At 58.3% G+C, this 19,648-nt stretch carries 15 protein-coding genes and 1 tRNA gene; 10 read left to right on the top strand and 6 right to left on the bottom strand.

The features are described 5' to 3' along the window. Positions 1–154 precede the first annotated feature (154 nt). From B8P98_RS00505 to B8P98_RS00490, 4 genes are all read left to right on the top strand, one after another. Positions 155–1,546 carry a nucleobase:cation symporter-2 family protein gene (locus B8P98_RS00505; protein ID WP_080897626.1) on the top strand — a complete coding sequence of 464 codons (1,392 nt, stop codon included), beginning with the start codon at positions 155–157 and terminating at the stop codon, positions 1,544–1,546. A 150-nt stretch (positions 1,547–1,696) separates the two neighbouring features. Further along, entirely contained in the window at positions 1,697–3,394 is a 1,698-nt protein-coding gene (locus tag B8P98_RS00500; protein ID WP_025713941.1) for an AsmA family protein, read from the top strand. Positions 3,395–3,646: 252 nt separating this feature from the next. Beyond that, complete coding sequence (locus B8P98_RS00495) at positions 3,647–5,206, top strand: PTS transporter subunit EIIC (protein WP_095032648.1); 1,560 nt, start codon at positions 3,647–3,649, stop codon at positions 5,204–5,206. A gap of 12 nt (positions 5,207–5,218) precedes the next feature. Continuing rightward, entirely contained in the window at positions 5,219–6,598 is a 1,380-nt protein-coding gene (locus B8P98_RS00490) for a family 4 glycosyl hydrolase (RefSeq protein ID WP_095032647.1), read from the top strand. 207 nt (positions 6,599–6,805) lie between these two features. On the opposite strand, the gene B8P98_RS00485 is transcribed toward B8P98_RS00490, so the two are convergent. Continuing rightward, the gene (locus B8P98_RS00485; protein WP_025714927.1) at positions 6,806–7,792 is read right to left on the bottom strand and encodes an IS110 family RNA-guided transposase; all 987 of its coding nucleotides are present in this window, start codon (positions 7,790–7,792) and stop codon (positions 6,806–6,808) included. 335 nt (positions 7,793–8,127) lie between these two features. Between B8P98_RS00485 and B8P98_RS00475 the strand changes: the two genes are divergently transcribed. Continuing rightward, positions 8,128–9,150 (top strand): IS110 family RNA-guided transposase, encoded by a 1,023-nt coding sequence (locus tag B8P98_RS00475; RefSeq protein ID WP_095032646.1) that lies wholly within the window; start codon positions 8,128–8,130, stop codon positions 9,148–9,150. Between the two features lie 337 nt (positions 9,151–9,487). Here the strand turns inward: B8P98_RS00475 and B8P98_RS00470 are convergent, their stop codons facing one another. The 3 genes from B8P98_RS00470 to B8P98_RS00460 all read right to left on the bottom strand — a co-directional run bounded on the left by B8P98_RS00470 (position 9,488) and on the right by B8P98_RS00460 (position 14,095). Continuing rightward, positions 9,488–10,210: a MurR/RpiR family transcriptional regulator gene (locus tag B8P98_RS00470; protein ID WP_095032645.1), complete on the bottom strand. Its 723-nt coding sequence runs from the start codon at positions 10,208–10,210 to the stop codon at positions 9,488–9,490. A gap of 159 nt (positions 10,211–10,369) precedes the next feature. Further along, positions 10,370–12,688 carry an alpha-xylosidase gene (gene yicI / locus B8P98_RS00465; protein ID WP_095032644.1) on the bottom strand — a complete coding sequence of 773 codons (2,319 nt, stop codon included), beginning with the start codon at positions 12,686–12,688 and terminating at the stop codon, positions 10,370–10,372. Positions 12,689–12,700: 12 nt separating this feature from the next. Continuing rightward, on the bottom strand, positions 12,701–14,095 hold the full coding sequence (locus B8P98_RS00460) for a glycoside-pentoside-hexuronide family transporter (RefSeq protein ID WP_025713946.1): 1,395 nt from the start codon (positions 14,093–14,095) through the stop codon (positions 12,701–12,703). Between the two features lie 292 nt (positions 14,096–14,387). Between B8P98_RS00460 and B8P98_RS00455 the strand changes: the two genes are divergently transcribed. The 4 genes from B8P98_RS00455 to B8P98_RS00440 all read left to right on the top strand — a co-directional run bounded on the left by B8P98_RS00455 (position 14,388) and on the right by B8P98_RS00440 (position 16,528). Continuing rightward, a tRNA-Sec gene (locus B8P98_RS00455) sits at positions 14,388–14,482 on the top strand. 166 nt (positions 14,483–14,648) lie between these two features. Further along, the gene (locus tag B8P98_RS00450; RefSeq protein WP_025713947.1) at positions 14,649–15,116 is read left to right on the top strand and encodes a DUF3237 domain-containing protein; all 468 of its coding nucleotides are present in this window, start codon (positions 14,649–14,651) and stop codon (positions 15,114–15,116) included. 112 nt (positions 15,117–15,228) lie between these two features. After that, complete coding sequence (locus B8P98_RS00445; RefSeq protein ID WP_080924171.1) at positions 15,229–16,236, top strand: zinc-binding alcohol dehydrogenase family protein; 1,008 nt, start codon at positions 15,229–15,231, stop codon at positions 16,234–16,236. 1 nt (position 16,237) lies between these two features. After that, positions 16,238–16,528, top strand: a complete 291-nt coding sequence (locus B8P98_RS00440; RefSeq protein WP_025713949.1) for a putative quinol monooxygenase — start codon at positions 16,238–16,240, stop codon at positions 16,526–16,528. Between the two features lie 49 nt (positions 16,529–16,577). Here the strand turns inward: B8P98_RS00440 and B8P98_RS00435 are convergent, their stop codons facing one another. Next, positions 16,578–17,276, bottom strand: coding sequence for a winged helix-turn-helix transcriptional regulator (locus tag B8P98_RS00435; RefSeq protein ID WP_025713950.1), 699 nt, complete (start codon positions 17,274–17,276; stop codon positions 16,578–16,580). A 370-nt stretch (positions 17,277–17,646) separates the two neighbouring features. Here B8P98_RS00435 and B8P98_RS00430 point away from each other — a divergent pair, with 370 nt between their 5' ends. After that, positions 17,647–18,696 (top strand): NAD(P)-dependent alcohol dehydrogenase, encoded by a 1,050-nt coding sequence (locus tag B8P98_RS00430; protein ID WP_095032643.1) that lies wholly within the window; start codon positions 17,647–17,649, stop codon positions 18,694–18,696. Here the strand turns inward: B8P98_RS00430 and B8P98_RS00425 are convergent. After that, on the bottom strand, positions 18,693–19,646 hold the full coding sequence (locus tag B8P98_RS00425; protein WP_095032642.1) for a GlxA family transcriptional regulator: 954 nt from the start codon (positions 19,644–19,646) through the stop codon (positions 18,693–18,695). The two genes, B8P98_RS00430 and B8P98_RS00425, sit on opposite strands and share 4 nt — an antisense overlap. Positions 19,647–19,648 lie beyond the last annotated feature (2 nt).

The following is a 19,648-nucleotide window of genomic DNA, read 5'->3' as shown; positions in this document are numbered from 1 at the left end:
TGTATCCTGAATGATGCGATTTAGCATACAAAATGTTAATAATCCCGTTGCGCATATTCATGGCATAAATTTTAATGACTAAACGCTGGCAAACGTTTGCTTTTGGTCTACAGTCCGATAAAATCCCCGCTTTGCCACCTTGGGATTGCTTGTGATGTCCGTTAACACCGCAGAGTCAGAAAATGCGCAACCGGTTGCGCACAAACCAGCCAGCGAATTAATCTACCGCCTCGAAGATCGCCCGCCGCTTCCGCAAACCCTGTTCGCCGCCTTCCAGCACCTGCTGGCGATGTTTGTCGCGGTGATCACCCCGGCGCTGTTAATCTGTCAGGCTCTCGGTCTCCCGGCGCAAGATACCCAACACATCATCAGCATGTCGCTGTTCGCCTCCGGCGTCGCCTCTATTATCCAGATCAAAGCCTGGGGCCCGGTCGGCTCCGGGCTGCTCTCCATTCAGGGCACCAGCTTCAACTTTGTCGCCCCGCTGATCATGGGCGGCACCGCGCTGAAAACCGGCGGCGCCGACGTTCCGACCATGATGGCCGCCCTGTTCGGCACCCTGATGCTGGCCAGTTGCACGGAAATGGTCCTCTCCCGCGTCCTGCACCTCGCGCGCCGCATCATTACCCCGTTGGTCTCCGGCGTGGTGGTGATGATTATCGGCCTGTCGCTGATTCAGGTCGGACTGACCTCCATCGGCGGTGGCTACGCGGCGATGGCCGACCATACCTTTGGCGCGCCGAAGAACCTGCTGCTGGCGGGCATCGTGCTGGCGCTGATTATTATCCTCAACCGCCAGCGCAACCCGTACCTGCGCATCGCTTCGCTGGTGATCGCCATGGCGGCGGGCTATCTGGCGGCGTGGTTCCTCGATATGCTGCCGGCCAACACCGCCTCAACCAACAGCAGCCTCATCACCGTCCCGACGCCGCTCTACTATGGCCTCGGCATCGACTGGAGCCTGCTGCTGCCCCTGATGCTGGTATTTATGATCACCTCCCTGGAAACCATCGGCGACATCACCGCCACCTCCGACGTCTCCGAACAGCCGGTCTCCGGTCCGCTGTATATGAAACGCCTGAAAGGCGGCGTGCTGGCTAACGGCCTGAACTCCTTTGTTTCCGCCGTTTTCAATACCTTCCCGAACTCCTGCTTCGGCCAGAACAACGGCGTGATCCAGCTGACCGGCGTCGCCAGCCGCTATGTGGGCTTTGTGGTGGCGCTGATGCTGATTGTGCTCGGCCTGTTCCCAGCGGTAAGCGGCTTTGTGCAGCATATTCCTGAGCCGGTACTTGGCGGCGCGACGCTGGTGATGTTCGGTACCATTGCCGCATCCGGCGTGCGCATCGTTTCCCGCGAGCCGCTGAACCGCCGGGCGATCCTGATTATCGCCCTGTCGCTGGCGGTGGGTCTTGGCGTATCGCAGCAGCCGCTGATCCTGCAGTTCGCGCCGGACTGGCTGAAGAACCTGCTCTCCTCCGGCATCGCCGCCGGCGGTATCACGGCGATTGTTCTGAATTTAATTTTCCCGCCAGAAAAAGCCTGATCTGACGCGCTCCCGGTCGTAGCATCGGCCGGGACGCGCCAGCGTTGCCCTCGGCCACCGCCCCATCACCGAAATAAACCACGCCTGCCTTGAGAAGTGCGCCTAAATCGGGCATAACACGGTTATGTGCATCTCACAGAATGGAAGACCATGAAATTTCTTGGAAAGCTGATTCTCTGGCTGCTAGTCGCTCTGCTGCTCGTCATTATTGGCGCGTGGTTCCTGCTGCAAACCCACTGGGGCGCCCGCCAGGCCAGCGCCTGGCTGAGCAATGGCACCGGCTGGCAGGTCTCCTTTGATGCGATGGAACACGATTTCTCCTCTCCTCTTCATGTGCAGCTGCAAAACGTCACCTTTGGCCGGGAAGGCAAGCCGGCAACCCTGGTGGCAAAAACGGTCGATATTGGCTTCAGCACCCGCCAGTTTAGCGATCCGCTGCATGCAGATGAGATTGTGCTTAACGACGGCACCCTGAATCTGTCGCCCCACTCTGCCGACCTGCCGTTCGCTGCCGACCGGTTGATGTTGCGCAATATGGCTTTCAACAGCCCGGAAACCGGCTGGGCGCTCAGCGCGCAGCGCGTCACCGGCGGCGTCAGCCCATGGACGCCGGAAGCGGGCAATGTGCTGGGGAAAACGGCGCAGATCCAGATGAGTGCGGGCTCGATGACCCTCAATGGCGTCGAAGCCAGCAACGTTCTGATTCAGGGTAAGATTGATCAGGGCGAGGTCACCCTCTCCACCCTCGGCGCCGATGTCGCCCGCGGCACCTTAACCGGCAATGCGAAACGCAGCGCCGACGGCAGCTGGCGGGTGGATAACCTCCAGCTCAACGAGATTCGACTGCAAAGCGCCGCCTCGCTGGCCGACTTTTTCGCCCCGCTGACCACCGTCCCTTCTCTGCAGATTGGCCGCCTGGATATCACCGACGCCCGCCTGCAGGGGCCGGACTGGGCGGTAACCGACCTCGACCTGAGCCTGCGCAACCTGACGCTTAGCCACGGCGGCTGGCAGAGCGAGGACGGCACGCTGTCGATGAACGCCAGCGAATTTATCTACGGCTCGCTGCACTTCTTCGACCCGATCCTCAACGCCGAATTCTCTCCGCAGGGCATTGCGCTGCGCCAATTTACCTCACGCTGGGAGGGCGGCATGGTGCGCACCTCCGGCAACTGGCTGCGCGCCGGGAACGCCCTGGTGCTCGACGATACCGCCTTTGCCGGGCTGGAGTACACGCTGCCGGCGAACTGGAAACAGCTGTGGATGGCACCGCTGCCAGCCTGGCTGCAAAGCCTGACGCTGAAAAAATTTAGCGCCAGCCGCAACCTGATCATCGATGTGGATCCTGCCTTCCCGTGGCAAATAACCGCTCTCGACGGCTATGGCGGCGAGCTGCAGCTGGTGAAAAACGGCAACTGGGGGGTATGGAACGGCAGCGCGACGCTGAACGCCGCGGCGGCGACCTTTAACCGAGTTGACGTGCGCCGCCCGTCACTTAAGCTGAGCGCCACGGTGTCGACGGTCAATATTACCGAGCTCAGCGCCTTCACCGAGCGCGGCATTCTGCAGGCCACCGCAGCGGTGTCGCAGCTGCCCCAGCGCCAGGTCAATCTCAGCCTGAACGGCCGCGGCGTGCCGCTGGGTATTCTGCAGGCCTGGGGCTGGCCCGCTCTGCCCATTAGCGGAGATGGTAATCTCCAGCTGACCGCCAGCGGCAGCGTGCAGGCCGATGCCCCGCTCAAGCCGACGGTTAACGGACAGCTCAGCGCCGTGAATATGGAGAAACAGCAGGTCGCGCAAACCATGCGCAACGGCGAGGTCAACACCGCCCCCGCCGCGCCGCAGTAAAGTCCCCTCACCCTGGCCCTCTCCCTTGCGGGGAGAGGGAACACTTCCCTGCAACACTCCGCTCTGGCTACCCCTCTCCCTTTCAGGGAAAGGGATAGGGTGAAGATCCTGAAACCTGTGTGCAATACGCGGCTATTTGTACCTATTTACCGCCACAGGTTCCTTTCAAATATCAGAGTTGCTATAACCAAAATACTGGAAGTCGATAAAAATAAACTGCTCCCTGTACTTACAAATATAAAAGGATCAATCATGCCTGAAATACGTCAGCGTATTATGGAGAATATGCAAAAATTCTCCCGGGCCATGATCGGCGCCGTATTGTTCTTGCCGGTCATTGGCTTAATTCTGGCCCTCAGTTCAGTATTAACTAATCCGACATTAATTGCAGAAACCAGTTTCTTACACCAGCTTGGGCAGATGCTCGGCGACACCTTTTGGCCCTTATTTGGCAACCTTGGTTTATTGTTTTGCGTTGGCATTAGCTATGGCCTGGCAAAAGATAAAAAAACTGAAGTCGCGCTGGTTTCGGTGATGTGCTTTATTATGTTTCTTGGCGCCAACCACTCCTGGCTGGAAAATACTCACGGACTCGCCGAAAAAATTAACGGTGAATATTATGGCACCGGACAAACCCAACTATTGGGCTTTGTGGTGGTGGATATGGGTGTTTTCCTTGGCATTATTCTCGGCTGCACCATTGCGTGGGTGCACAATAAAGTCTCTGCCATTGAGCTGCCCGGCGCGCTGTCGATGTACGGTGGCGCCAAGCTGACGCTGGTGGCAATGACGCCGGTGGTTATCTTCTATGCTATCGCCTTTACCTGGATTTGGCCTTTTATGACCCATGGCATCTCCGCCCTCACCGGCTTTATGAAAAATGCCGGGGTCGCCGGGGTCTTCGTCTATGGTTTCTTTGAAAAATTTCTTATCCCGACCGGTCTGCACCATTTCGTCTGGTCCCCGTTCCAGCTCACCCAGATTGGCGGCACGCTGAACGTGGACGGCCAGGTCGTCTCCGGCACCCAGGCCATTTTCCTTGCCTATATGCGCCATCCAGATCTGACCCCGGTGATGAATGAAGCCTTACGCTTCTCGCAGCAGGGGATGACCACTATTTTCGGCCTGGCCGGCGCCTCGCTGGCGTTCTACCACACCGCGAAGCCGGAGAAAAAAGCGCTGGCGAAGGCGATTCTTCTGCCGGCGATCATCACCTCGATGCTGACCGGCATCACCGAACCGATTGAGTTTACTTTCTTGTTTGTCTCGCCGCTGCTGTGGGTGATCCACGCGACGTTAACCGCCGCCTCGCAGGCGATTTGCGACATCTTCACCGTGCGTCCCTGGGGGGCATCGGGCCTGATTGAGTTTCTGATCTATAACCTGCCGCTGCCGGTCTCTTTAACCCGCTGGCCGGGATATGTCCTGATCGGTATCGGCCAGTTTGCCGTCTACTACGTGATTTTCCGCACCCTGGTGGTGAAGCTGAACCTGAAAACGCCGGGTCGGGAAGATGACGAAAACGTGAAGCTCTACAGCAAAGCAGAGTACCGCCAGAAGGTCGCACAACCGCAGTCGGTCACTGATGACATTATTCGCGGTCTCGGGGGCAAGGAGAATATTGTCTCCGTTGATAATTGTTTTACTCGTCTGCGTGTGGCTGTGCACGATATGGCGCGGGTTGATGACGCGCAATTAAAAAAGACCGGCGCTAATGGCGTGGTACGCAATCGTAATGAAGTTCAGGTTATTTATGGCGTCAAAGTGGGACAGGTACGTTCCCGGGTTGATAACTGGTTAGCAGAAAATTAATGAGGAGTTTGTATGAAATTAACCGTATTAGGCGGGGGCGGCGTTCGCTCTGCATTTTTAGCGAAATCTCTGGCCTATAACGCTCACCGCATTGGTTTAACAGAAGTGGTTTTTCTCGATAACTCTGCTGATAATCTGGCGGTATTTGGCGAAATTGCCCGCTATGTATTTAATACCATTCGCCCGGATATTCAGTTTAGTACCGCCACCGACCCGGTCGCGGCGCTGCAGAACGCCAATTATATCATTACCACTTTGCGGGTTGGCGGTGACGAAAGCCGCATTCGCGACGAGCGCATTGCGCTTGCCCATAACACTCTCGGCCAGGAGACCACCGGCGCCGGCGGTTTCGCCATGGCCATGCGCTCGATCCCGGCGATCCTTCGCTATTGCCGGCTGATCGAAGAACATGCCGCCGAAGACGCCATTCTGTTTAACTTTACCAACCCGTCCGGCCTGGTGACAGAAGCGATCGTCAAGTCCGGCTTTAAGCGCCGGGTCTATGGGATCTGCGACGCTCCCTCCGAGCTAATTCGTGAACTGCCCGCGATCCTTGGCTGTGAGGAGCGCGACCTCAGCGTGGAATGCTATGGGCTGAACCATTTCTCATGGTTTACCCATTTCACCGTACGCGGAGAAGAGGTGACTGAACGGCTGATTGCCAGCCCGGAACTGTATCAGAAGACGGCGATGCAGTACTTCTCACCCGAGCTGGTACGGCTTTGCGATAATCAACTGCTCAATGAATATCTCTATTATTACTACTACCGAGAGTTAGCGCTGAAGGCGATTCAGGAGGCCGGCGAGACGCGCGGAGAGCAGATCGCCCGCATCAATCATGAGATGCGCGAGGCGCTGCGCACCGTGGATGCCAGAACGCAGCCGGAAGCCGCCTTCACCATCTGGATGCAGCATTACCTGCGCCGGGAAAACAGCTATATGCAAAACGAGTCGCAGCAGGAGAAATTCCACACCCGCGAACCGCTGACGCTGCGCCAGTTTATCGAAGAGCCGGACACCGGCGGCTATGCCGGGGTGGCGCTGGATATTCTGGAAGCGGTGAACAGCACCACCACCAAGCGGATCGTGGTATCGATCCAGAATAATGGCACGCTCGATTTTTTACGCCCGGACGACGTGATCGAGATCAGCTGCGACCTGAGCCGGGACGGCCTCAAGCCGGTAACGCCGGTCAACGTGCCGGTGGCGCAGAAGAATATGATTTCCTGTGTGAAAGAGTATGAGCGGCTGGCGGTGGCGGCGATCCTGCAGCAGGATAAGTCGCTGGCGGTGCGGGCGCTGATGGCGCACCCGCTGATCGGTTCATATTCGCTGGCAAAAACCCTGGTCGAGGCCTACCTCGACGATGAACAGTTCGCCGCCTGGCGGTAGCGAGTCCACGCTTGATTGAGTAGCCCTGATAAAGCGCCAGCCGCTATCCGGGAACTATCCCCCGCTCGCGCTACGCTTAGCGGGGCTACAGCCCGCTCGATTGAGTAGCCCGGATAAGGCGCCAGCCGCCATCCGGGAATGCTCCCCCGCTCGCGCTACGCTTAGCGGGGCTACGAACGGAGCGGTTTGTATTTTATGTAGATACTGTTATGCCATGCAAGCATTTTCCGTATGCTGCGTGGCATCGAACGGGCGTCCCGATTTCAGGACCCCGTACGCCACCTGTGCCAGCTTCCGCATCATTGCACCGATGATCAGCTTTGCATTTTTTCCGCTCTTCTCCAGTCGTTCCCTGAATATCCGACCCCATTCTGTCTTGTACAGCGTCACCATTGCCGGCATGTACAGCGCACGGCGCAGCGACATATGACCCATTTTACTCATCCGACTCACCCGCCGGATGCTGCTGCCTGATTCATGCTGCTTTGGTGTCAGACCCGCGAACGCCGCGAACTGCCTCGCTTCCAGGAATCTGTTTTTCAGCCCCACGTAAGCCAGCAACACCGCCGATGTTTTCGCTCCGATCCCCGGGATACTGTCCAGCAGTTTGCGACGGTGCTTCATATCCGGATCATCATCCGTCAGGTCTTTTATCTGCTTTTCGATACGCTTCAGTTCCGTCTCCAGCCACAGCAGGTGCATGTCGATACTCGGCAACTGAACTTCACGGGCACTTTCCCGCCGGTTCTGCTCCTGAACATGCATTTCCGTCAGTGCCTGATGCCGCAGCACCAGCGCCCGCAGGGCCCGCTCAACCGGATGGGGGGCTTCCCATATCACCGGGCGTTTCTCCCGGCAAAAATACGCCAGCTGGCGGGCATCCACCGTATCGGTTTTGCTGCGTATTCCCTGGCTCTGGACGAACGCTTTGCTGAGCAACGGATTGATAATGGAGACCAGATACCCCGCGTCAGAGAGATGAGCGGCGACATCTTCCATATACGTCCCGGTCGCTTCCATGCAGACGTGGGCATTGCTGACCTGATGACCGCACAACCAGCTGACGAGCTCGTTATGGCCTTTTGGGGTGTTGGCAAATTTCTTGCTGCGGTGACGGCCATCAGGGCGCAGCATATCGACATCGAGTTTAGCTTTGGCAACATCAATGCCGATAAAGTGGAGTTTGTTTTCCATGGTGTAACCATCCTTGCAAATGCGGGGTACCGGGTGTTCCGGTCCATGATACTGTTCGGTTTATCACTTGTGGAGGAGCGCAGTCCGGTGCGAATTATCTACGACACAGATTTGAGGATCTAAGGTCGGGTGCGGCATCCGGACTGCATGGCAGAAAGAACTGGCCGGTTCTCTCTGCACGAAAGGAATAATACAAGGTCGGGTCAGGCGTAAGCCGCCACCCGACAAAATAGCCACATCACCCGGTAGCCCGATGTGATGGACACCTCCCACCTTACGGCATCAAAGTGCCAGACTGAGGTGTTAACCCCAGATCCCCGGAGGAGGTGTCCATCATGAATATTAAACGTATTGGTCTCGACCTGGCTAAAAATATCTTCCAGATACATGCCGTGGATCACCATGAACATGTTGTCCTGCGTAAAACCCTGCGCCGGGACCGCATGACCGCCTTTTTCTCTCAACTCTCTCCCTGCCTTATCGGGATTGAAGCCTGCGGCGCCGCCCACTACTGGGCCCGCGAGCTGACCCGTATGGGGCATACCGTACGCATTATCCCGCCTCAGCGGGTCAAGTCCTATCTTAAAGGGCAGAAGAATGACGCCAACGACGCGGAAGCTATCTGCGAGGCTATCAGCCGTCCCGGAATGCGCTTTGTGGCCATGAAGACAGAGCGGCAGCAGACGCTGCAGGCAGAGCACCGCGTCCGGGCCCGGCTCGTCCGCGCCCGGACAGCCCTGAGTAATGAGATGCGGGGACTGCTGGGTGAGTTTGGTCTGGTACTGCCGGTGGGAATAAGGCAGCTACGTAAGGCATTGCCGGAGATACTGTCGCAACAAGAGCTGTGGGATGACCGCTTTATCCGCCTGCTGAGCGAACTGGCGGAAGAGCTGCAGATGCTGGATGAGCGGGTCGCCCGCCATGACAGGCGGCTTGAGCAGTCAGCACGGGATGATATCCGGATAAAAAGGCTGCTGGCGATAGAGGGTATGGGGCCGGTGGTGGCCAGTGCGCTGGTGGCGGCGGTCGGCGATGGCAGACAGTTCAAAAGTGGTCGGGAGATGGCGGCGTATCTGGGTCTGGTCCCGCGGCAGCACTCCAGTGGCGGGAAAGCGCGGCTGGGGTCTATCAGCAAACGGGGAGACAGTTACCTGCGGACGCTGATAATCCACGGTGCGCGTGCGGTGCTGAACGCGTGTCAGAATAAAACCGACAGACGCAGCCAGTGGCTGAAGGCGTTATCGGAAAGGCGAAACCGGAATATCGCGACGGTGGCGCTGGCGAACAAGAATGCGCGAATAGCATGGGCGATACTGAGCCGCGAAGAAGATTACCATGGGTTACAGGCCGCCGGTTAACCGGCGGCCTGTAACCCATGCAGTAAAAGAGCAATAACCTGCCGTGAGAGTGCAGTCAGCAAAGTGTGATGAGTAACAGGTAAGACCGGCATCTGTCATTCCGACTTATCCGAAGGCTCCCTGGAAAACAAAGCCGCTAGCCCGAATGGAAACAGATGCGCAGATAACATCATGGCCCGGATACGACGGTATCGTAAGAGAGGCCGGATATACGAACGCACCTTACCCCGTTACACAAAATGCAGAGATGACTTGCATAACGGGAGGTGTCCATATACGGATAAGGCGTCAGCCGCCATCCGGGAATGCTCCCCCGCTCGCGCTGCGCTTAGCAGGGCTACATCGTGCAAGGTGCGCTTGTAAACCACATTTTTAACAACCGCTCAAAGCCCAATATGCAGTAGCCGAAAAACGGGTTGCTCCAGTAAATATCATCGTCGAACTTCTGCGGGTCGTGAATAATAAACGCCGTATCCGCAGCCTGCGCCAGCGGGCTTTGATAATCGCCGGTAAAGCAGACCAGGTTGATTTCCTTTCCTTCCAGAGCCTTTACCCAGTTGAGCGCTGAGCTGCTGCGCCCGGATTTGGAAATGATCCAGATGGAGTCGAAGCAGGCAGCATTTTTCTGTTCGAGAATTTCGTAATCCGGCCACAGCGCCAGGCTGGCGTTGACGCCGGTGACGAGAAACTTGTTATAAATATACTGGGCAATCAGCTGTGAAAAACCGCTGCCGTGGATCAGGACGCGCTGCTGCGCGAGGCTTGTCAGCAGCGGCGTCAGCGCCTCCGCCGGCTGAATGCTCATATAGTCGATATCGTTGGTGACATCGAGCTTCGGCATGGTGATATTGAACTTGATGAAATAGACCAGCTCCAGCCAGCCGCTGAACTTAAGCTTTTTCGCCAACCGTACCAGTGAAGAGGGGTTGCTGTAGCACTGCTCCGCCACGGCGCGGATCCCCTGGCGGATACACTGCTCCGGGTCGTTCTGGATAAAACGCAGCACGGTCATTTCCGTTTTGCTTAGCTTCACGTCACGAAAGATATTTTCTAAGTCCATGGCGGGCTCCTCTCAGCGGCAGAATACGCTACCACCGTTCGGCGACAGCGTCTGCGGCCTGAGTCACCACTATGAAATGAATGTTACTTTTTGTACAAAAATGGAATAAAAAAACCCTCTCCGCCGGGCGAAGAGGGCTGCAGCCGTTAAGATGGTGTTTTACAGGGTAATCGTCAGCGTATTGCCCTCGGCGCTCACCGCCACACCCCATTCGCTGCCGGCCTGCGTCCCACCCTGCACGCCCGCTATCTGCGGGATATTGCGCAGACACAGCGTCCAGCCGCGGGCTTCGCCTTCACCGCTGACGGTGATAGTGTTGCCCTGGCGCTTCGCCTTCAGGGTGAAGATCGCGGAACCGTCGGCCGCCGGAACCTGACAGACCGTTTCCTTGCCATCGCCAAGCTGGAACAGCTGGAAGGCGGTGCCTTCATGCCAGGCGTAATCGGGTTTCTGGTCGTTGTTGCCCAGCGCCAGCAGGGTGTTGTCGCGAACGTAGACCGGCAGGCTCAGCGCATCGTGACGCTGCTTATGCCAGCGGCTACCCGGCAATTCATCGTTATGCCACAGGTGCGTCCAGCGCCCTTCCGGCAGATAAAACCGCACGTCGCCAGCCTCGGAGAACACCGGCGCCACCAGGACCGAATCACCGAGCATATACTGACGGTCGAGATAGTCGCAGGCCGGATCGTCCGGGAACTCGAGCATCATCGCGCGCAGCATCGGCGTGCCGAACTCGTTGGCCAGCGCCGCCTGGCGATAGAGATACGGCATCATGCGGCATTTCAACTGCGTGAAGTGGCGCACCACGTCACAGGACTCTTCGTCGTAGGCCCACGGCACACGATAGGATTTGCTGCCGTGCAGGCGGCTGTGGCTGGAGAGCAGGCCAAAGGCGCACCAGCGCTTATAAACGTGGGCCGGTGCGGTGTTTTCGAAACCGCCGATATCGTGACTCCAGAAGCCGAAGCCGGACATGCCGATCGACAGCCCGCCGCGCAGGCTTTCCGCCATCGATTCGTAGTTGGCGTAGCAGTCGCCGCCCCAGTGCACCGGGAACTGCTGCGCGCCCACCGAGGCGGAGCGGGCGAACAGCACCGCCTCCTGCTCGCCGACGGTCTCTTTCAGCACCTTCCACACCAGCTCGTTATAGATGAATGCGTAGTGGTTGTGCATTTTCTGCGAGTCGGAACCGTCAAACCACTGCACGTCGGTCGGGATACGCTCGCCGAAGTCGGTCTTGAAGCAGTCGACCCCCATCGCCACCAGGCCTTTTAGTTTGTCGGCGTACCACTGGCAGGCTTCCGGGTTGGTGAAGTCATAAATCGCCAGCCCCGGCTGCCACTTATCCCACTGCCACAGCGAACCGTCCGGGCGCTTCAGCAGGTAGCCCTTCTCTTTCAGCTCCTTGAACACCGGCGAACGCTGGCCGATGTACGGGTTGATCCACACGCAGACCTTCAGCCCTTTCGCCTTCAGGCGCTTGATCATCCCCTCCGGGTCCGGGAAGGTCTGCGGATCCCATTCAAAATCGCACCACTGGAAGGCCTTCATCCAGAAGCAGTCGAAGTGGAAGACGTGCAGCGGCAGATGGCGCTCGGCCATGCCGTCGATAAAGCTATTCACCGTCGCTTCGTCATAGTTGGTGGTGAACGAGGTCGTCAGCCACAGACCGAACGACCATGCCGGCGGCAGCGCCGGGCGGCCGGTGAACTGGGTATAGCGGTTAAGCACCGCTTTCGGCGTCGGGCCGTCGATCACGAAGTACTCGAGGTATTCGCCCTCAACGCTGAACTGGACTTTAGAGACTTTCTCCGAACCCACCTCGAAAGAGACGCGCTGCGGATGATTCACCAGCACGCCGTAGCCGCGGTTGGTCAGGTAGAACGGGATATTTTTGTAAGATTGCTCGGTGCTGGTGCCGCCGTCTTCGTTCCAGGTTTCTACCGTCTGGCCGTTGCGCACCAGCGCGGTAAAGCGCTCGCCGAGGCCATAGACGGTTTCGCCGACGCCGAGGTCGAGGCGCTCGAACATGTAGTTGCGCTGGGTCTTGCTATCCTGCACGTAGCCGTTGTTTTTCAGCTGGCTACCGGTGATACGCACGCCGTCGCGCAGAAAATCCAGCGCCCAGAATTCACCTTTAGTCACCCGCACGCTGAGGCTGCCGCTTTTCAGCTCGGCGAACTCGGCCGTATTTTCTATTTCGACATGGACGTCTTTCTGCACGTTCAGCGGATAGTGCGGACCGTTATCCAGCGCGCCCTGGAAGTGCTCCATGCGCACGCCGATTATCCCTTCCTGAGGCGAGAAAAAGCGCAGGGTGAACAATGGCGTATCCAGCTGCCAGGCGCGTTCGCGGACATCGCGCGGCGCGGCATAAACCACCATTTCATTCCCCTGCTGCTCAACCTCGTAAACCTGTACGGGTTGGATCAGGTTGAGCCCTGGTTGAATGAGCCAGTTTCCATCACTGATTTTCATTAAAACGTCCTCTTAGTTTTGCCATTCTTTGTCGATCGGGGCTGCGGTGAAGTCTTGTTCGTTGCGACGCGCGCCCTCGGCCAGCTCGGCCATCATTTTTTTCAGGAACGGCGTTTTTAGCGTGTAGTAGCGTTTGGCGATCACCGCGCTCAACAGGTAGCACACCGCCGGAACGAGGGTGAACAAGGCGATAATAATCGTGAGGGTGGCGCTGTTCTGGGTTTTAGCGGCGGCGTCATAGCCGCCGCCGGCCAGCATCCAGCCGATCAGCGCGCCGCCCAGCGCCAGGCCCAGCTTGAGCACAAACAGGGTGCCGGCGAAGCTGATGCCGGTCAGGCGTTTGCCGTTACACCATTCGCCGTAATCGACGGTGTCGGACATCATCACCCACTGGATTGGCGTCACCAGCTGGTGCAGTACGCCAATGACGAAGATAAAGACAAACATGGTGATTTCGGCGTCCATCGGTACGAAGAACATCGCCACGCTGAGCACCGCCAGGAGGGCGTTGGTCCACCAGAAGACGCTGACTTTGCATTTCCAGTCGGTCAGCGGTTTCGCCAGTGCAGAGCCAATCAGGTTGCCCACGCAGTAGGTGGTGAGGAAGACGGTGAACAGCGCCGCCGAGCCCATGATCCAGGTGGTGTAGTACATCATCGCACCGCCGCGAACGCAGACCGCGAGAATATTGAGGATGGTGAGCACGCCGACCACCCGCCACTGGTCATTGCGCCAGATATCGCGCAGATCTTCGCGCATCGAGGTACTGCTCGGCGGCGCTTCGACACGCTCTTTGGTGGTAAAGAAGCAGAAAGCCAGCATCAGGAAGGCAATCACCGACAGCACCGCGATACCCCCCTGGAAGCCGAGCGCTTTGTCTTCGCCGCCGATAAAGTTGACCAGCGGCATCATCAGCACGGTGGAGAGCATGCCGCCCGCCGTCGCCAGCACGAAGCGCCAGGACTGCAGCGAGATGCGCTGCGTCGGGTTATCGGTGATCACGCCGCCGAGCGCGCAGTAGGGGATATTCACCACGGTGTAGAGCAGGGTCAGCAGCGTGTAGGTCACGGCGGCGTAGATCAGCTTGCCGTTGTGGCTTAAATCCGGCGAGCTGTAGGCCAGCACGCAGACGAGGCCGAACGGGATAGCGCCGAAGAGGATCCACGGACGGAACTTACCCCAGCGGCTGCGGGTACGGTCGGCAAGCAGGCCCATGCACGGGTCGGAAATCGCGTCCAGCGCGCGCGCCAGCAGGAACATGGTGCCAACAAAGCCGGCAGGGATACCGAAAATATCTGTGTAGAAAAACATCATGTACAACATGACGTTATCAAAAATAATGTGGCTGGCGGCATCACCCATGCCATAACCAATTTTCTCTTTGACGGACAAAATATGATCTTTCATATGCGCACTATTCCCTTAGCGGCACCGAGGGTTGGTACCGGTTACGATTTTTGTAACCCTTTGTCGCGGTAAGATGAATTGCGATATCTCGTTATCAGATTACGTTTCTTGTTTTCTGTGATCGTGGTAGGGAATCAGGGAGTGAAAAAGTGTAACTCACGGATTTTGTGAGGATTTGTCCAGGACTGTTCTGTAAAGTCCAGTTTTCACAGTAAAAAAGTGCATTCAGGTATGTGGTAAACGGCTGAAAGTAGCTATAATGCGCCCCGCCTCCATGTAGCAATCGAGGCGCGGAAGATCGTCATCTCCGGTGAGGTGGCTGGACTTCAAATCCAGTTGGGGCCGCCAGCGGTCCCGGGCAGGTTCAACTCCTGTGATCTTCCGCCAGTTTGCCTCTGCTCCCCCAAAGCCACGCCATACCAACTTGAGCCCCCCAAACTCATCATCCCAGCCAATCATTTTCATCCAAACCCTGCGTTATTTTGTCTCTTGCAAACCCGTTACACTGGCGCGGTGGCCGCGTGCCGTTGCTAATCGAAACAGGAGAGCCATGATGACCCCCGAACTCAGACACTGTTTTTCCATTACCATCCAGGTTGATAAACCGATAATTGTCTCCCGTAGCCCGCAGACCGGTAAGCGCCAGCTGATCCCGATTGTCGGCGGCAGCGTCTCAGGTCAACTTCGCGGCCACGTGCTGCCCGGCGGCGTCGATAGCCAGATTATCGAGCCCGACGGCACCTGCCGCCTGTCCGCCCGTTATGCCCTGCAAGTGGAAGACGGGACGGTCTATGTGGAAAACAACGGTATCCGCCGGGTACCGGCCCAGTACCATGACCAGCTTTTCGCCGACGATATGCGCTTTTTTAACGATATTGCGCCAGAAGCCATCTATTTTCGCACCGTGCCCACCTTCGAGGTGGATACATCGGCGCTCAGCTGGCTAACCACCTCGCTGTTTATCTGCGCCGGTGGCCGGACCCAGGAGGGGGTGATGCTCGATTTCTATCAGGTGGGCTGATTTTCACTTTCTGCATATAACTGTTATTGCCGTTAGCCCATTTTTCCCCTCCCGGCAGCGGTCTACTATCGCGTCATCTTTTCATTCACCCGAACCACAGACCGGAGCAGTTATGAAAGCTATCGCCATTACTCAAGCCGCCGCTGACGACAACAACATCCCGTTTTTAACGGAGATCGACCTGCCGGTCCCCACCGCCCAGGGGCATGACCTGCTGGTCGCCGTGAAAGCCATCTCAGTCAACCCGGTGGACACCAAAGTGCGCGCGGGATTCCAGGGCGACACGCCGCGGGTCCTGGGCTGGGATGCCGTTGGCGTGGTGCAGTCCGTCGGTGAGGAGGTCACGCTGTTCGCTCCGGGCGATGAGGTCTGGTACGCCGGAGCGCTGGGCCGGTCGGGCAGCAACAGCGAATATCAGCTGGTGGACGAGCGCCTGGTGGCGCATAAACCACGCTCCCTCGATAACGCCTCCGCCGCCGCGCTGCCGTTGACGGCTATCACCGCCTGGGAGTTGCTGTTTCACCGTCTCGGCGTTGAGGAAGGCGGCAATGCCGGCGACACGCTGCTGATCGTCGGCGCGGCGGGGGGTGTGGGGTCGATCCTGACGCAACTGGCCAGTAAACTGACCGGCATGACGGTGATTGGCACCGCCTCGCGTCCGGAAAGCCAGCAATGGGTCCGGGAGGCGGGCGCGCACCATGTGATCGATCACAGCAAGCCGCTCGCCGACGAGCTGGCGCGCATTGGCATCACGTCGGTGACCCATGTCGCCAGCCTGACCAACACCGGGCAGCACTTCAAAGCGCTAATTGAAGCTCTCGCCCCGCAGGGCAAGCTGGCGCTAATTGACGATCCGGAAACCCTGGACGTGGTGCCGCTGAAAGCGAAAAGCCTGTCCCTGCACTGGGAATTTATGTTCACCCGTTCAATGTTTGAGACGGATGATATGATCGCCCAGCATCAGTTGCTCACCCGCGTGGCGGCGCTGATCGACAGCCACACGATCAAAACCACCCTCGGCGAACACTACGGCGCCATCACCGCCGCCAATCTGCAGAAAGCGCATCGCCAGCTGGAAACCGGGCGCGCCGTCGGCAAGATCGTGCTGGAGGGGTTTTAAGATGATATCGCTTATCGCCGTGCTCAAAGCAAAACCGGGCCAGACGGATGCCCTGCGCCAGGCCCTGCAGGCGCTGCTCCTGCCGACAAGACAGGAGCCGGGCAATCTCGACTACGCCCTGTTTCAGCTGCGCGACGCGCCGGACACCTTCTATATGCGCGAGGCGTGGCAAGGGCAGGATGCCCTCGATGCCCATATCGCGATGCCCTATTTTCAGGCGTTTATTACGCAGATGGAGTCCCTGCTGGCTGAGCCGCTGCGGCTGGACTACCTGACGGCGATTGAGCCTTAGCCAGCCGGCTGACGAGGGGTGGAAAATCACGCCCCTCCGTCTCACGGGCTTAAAAGTGGGCGGGAAGTGGGTGGGCGATGCTCCTCAGTACGCCGCGATGGATCGTAATATAGTCGCCTTTGCGCAGCTCCGACAGAATCGACATAATGCGGCTACGCGACAAGTTGGTACGGCGCTGAATAAAGCTCAGGACGTTGATTTGGCGACGATATGCCTCCGGGTAGTCCGCCAGCTCTGTTAGCAGGGTTCGCACCATCAGATAAGAATCCACCCCCATCATCTCCTGCGAACGCATGCTCAACACCATCAGCCGCTGCGCCAGAACATGGGCCATATCCTGCCACAGGTTCTTCTCATTGAGGATCTCGACCGCGGCCTGATGCCCTATCCAGTGTCCGCGCAAATCTGTCTCAGCAAACAGAGAGCAGTGGTGTTTTTCCGGAATACCGTTAAAGACGCCGTAACCATCGATTAATCCCAATAGCGAAGGGGAAAATATCGTTGATATCACCATGTTGTTTTCCGCATGGCATAGCGAGGCAATTCCCTCTTCGAGCAGAATTAATCCGGATTCAGCCTGGGTCGGCGGAAAACGATAATAGGTCGATCGCGGCAGCGCAAAGGGTGAGCTGGCGGGCCGGAACGCAGATACCAAGGACTCCACCGCGAATAGCGGCTTTGTCTGTCTTCCGTAATAAAATGACGGTAACGCCTGGTCGGTAGAGAGGCTGGCTGCAGGTATCGACATGGTTTTATGCCATCGGTCAGGTTGAAAAAGTGATTCGTTGTGAATCATAGTATCAACAGGTGAAATAACGAATAAAAGACAAGACGTTACGGGGATAAAAAGAGTGTAAGCATCATTATCTGTAATAACTATTTATCTCTATTCTACAGGAATAAATAATACTATTTGCCGTAATTACCTATAAGGCTTAGCGACGATAAAGATAAGGCCACCTTATTATTTACTGCGCTGGCTCACGCCGCGCCTGAGGGTTTCTCTACCGCTTTCCCCCTCGCATCTCGCCCACTCCAGGCTACGCTTATCGATGCCACTCACCAGCCGCGTCCATCTTCCGTTCCACGCAAACAATTCATCAAGTAGAGGTTTCGCTATGCTGATCAACGCTATTGGTACCTACTCCGCCAGCCAGCCGCTGGAATCAATGGCCATCACCCGCCGCGACCCGGGGCCGCAGGATGTACAGATCGCCATCGCTTACTGCGGCGTCTGCCACTCCGATCTCCACCAGGCGCGATCGGAATGGGCCGGGACGCTGTATCCCTGCGTACCGGGCCATGAGATTGTGGGCCGGGTGACCGCGGTTGGCGATGCCGTCTCGCGCTACGCCGTCGGCGATCTGGTGGGCGTCGGCTGCATGGTCGATAGCTGTCAACAGTGTGAAGAGTGCGCCGAGGGGCTGGAGAACTACTGCGACCACATGGTGCTGACCTATAACGGCCCGACCCAGGACGCACCGGGCCACACGCTGGGCGGCTATTCCCAGCAGATTGTGGTTAATGAACGCTACGTGCTGCGGATAACCCATCCCGAAGCGCAGCTGGCCGCCGTCGCGCCGCTGCTGTGCGCCGGGATCACGACATACTCGCCGCTGCGCCACTGGCACGTCGGGCCGGGTAAAAAAGTCGGCGTGGTCGGCATCGGCGGCCTCGGGCATATGGGGATCAAGTTGGCCCACGCCATGGGGGCCCACGTGGTGGCCTTTACCACCTCCGAATCCAAGCGTAATGCGGCCAGAGCGCTGGGCGCCGATGACGTGGTGGTGTCGCGCAACGACGACGAAATGGCGGCCCACGTCAAAAGCTTCGATTTTATCCTCAACACCGTGGCGGCGCCGCACAATCTCGATGCCTTCACCACGCTGCTGAAACGCGATGGCACCATGACCCTCGTAGGCGCTCCGGCCACGCCGCATCCGTCGCCGGAAGTGTTCAATCTGATCTTCCGCCGCCGGTCGATTGCCGGCTCGATGATCGGCGGTATTCCGGAAACTCAGGAGATGCTCGACTTCTGCGCCGAACACGGCATCGTCGCCGATATCGAGCTGATCCGCGGCGATGAGATCAACGAAGCCTGGGAAAGAATGGTCAAGGGTGACGTGAAATACCGCTTCGTGATCGACAGTGCGACCCTCGCCGGCTAAGCGCCGCGACGAAAGGTGCGCCGCCACTCCGTCGGGCTGACGCCAAAGCGCGCCTTAAACTGCTGGCGCCAGGTGACCGCTGAAAGATAGCCCACCGCCTCCGCCACCTGCTCGACCGGCAGATCGCCCGCCTCAAGCAGAGTCTGGCTGCGGCGCAGACGTTCGGCGGTCAGCCAGTCGGTAATGCTCATCCCGGTCGCCCGGGCGAAGTGGCGGGTCAGGGTACGGCGGCTCATCGCCACCACCCGGGCCAGCGAATCGAGACTGTGCGGCTCGGCAATATGCTGCTGGAGATAATCCAGCAGGCAGTTAATCCGCGCATCGCGGGTGTTTTTCGGCACCGGCTGGGCGATAAACTGCGCCTGGCCGCCTTCGCGGTGCGGCGAAACAATCATCCGCCGGGCGATCTGGTTGGCCGCGAGGCTGCCGAAACGCTGGCGGATGAGGTACAGGCAACAGTCCAGCGCCGCCGCGGTGCCCGCCGAGGTGATCACTCGCTGGTCATCGACATACAGGGCATTGATATCCAGTTGCACCTGCGGAAACCGGCGCTGGAAATCCTGCTCGAACTCCCAGTGGGTCGCCGCTCGCCTGCCGTCCAGCAGCCCGGCGTAGCCGAGAACGAACGCGCCGAGACACAGGCCGACGATTTGCGCGCCGTGATCCCGGGCGCGCACCAGGCTATCAAGCAGTGCCTGCGGCGGACGCCGATCGACCTCGCCCCAGTAAGGCACCACCACGATATCCGCCTGTTCCAGCGCGGCGAAATCGCCGGTGGCGTACAGCGCAAAACCATCGCGGGCGCGCAGCAGCCCCGGCCGCTCGGCGCAAATGTGCAGATGAAAGCGTTTGATTTCAGAGACCGAATCGCCAAACAGCATGCAGGGGACGGCGTAGTGAAACGGGCTAAAGCCCTCTACAGCGACAATCGCCACGTCGGTGAGTTTCATCG

It is taken from the genome of Klebsiella quasivariicola, from assembly GCF_002269255.1.
GTDB classification, from domain to species: Bacteria; Pseudomonadota; Gammaproteobacteria; order Enterobacterales; family Enterobacteriaceae; genus Klebsiella; species Klebsiella quasivariicola.
The sequence above is the reverse complement of the archived record's forward strand: the minus strand, read 5'-3'. Positions and strand labels throughout refer to the sequence as shown.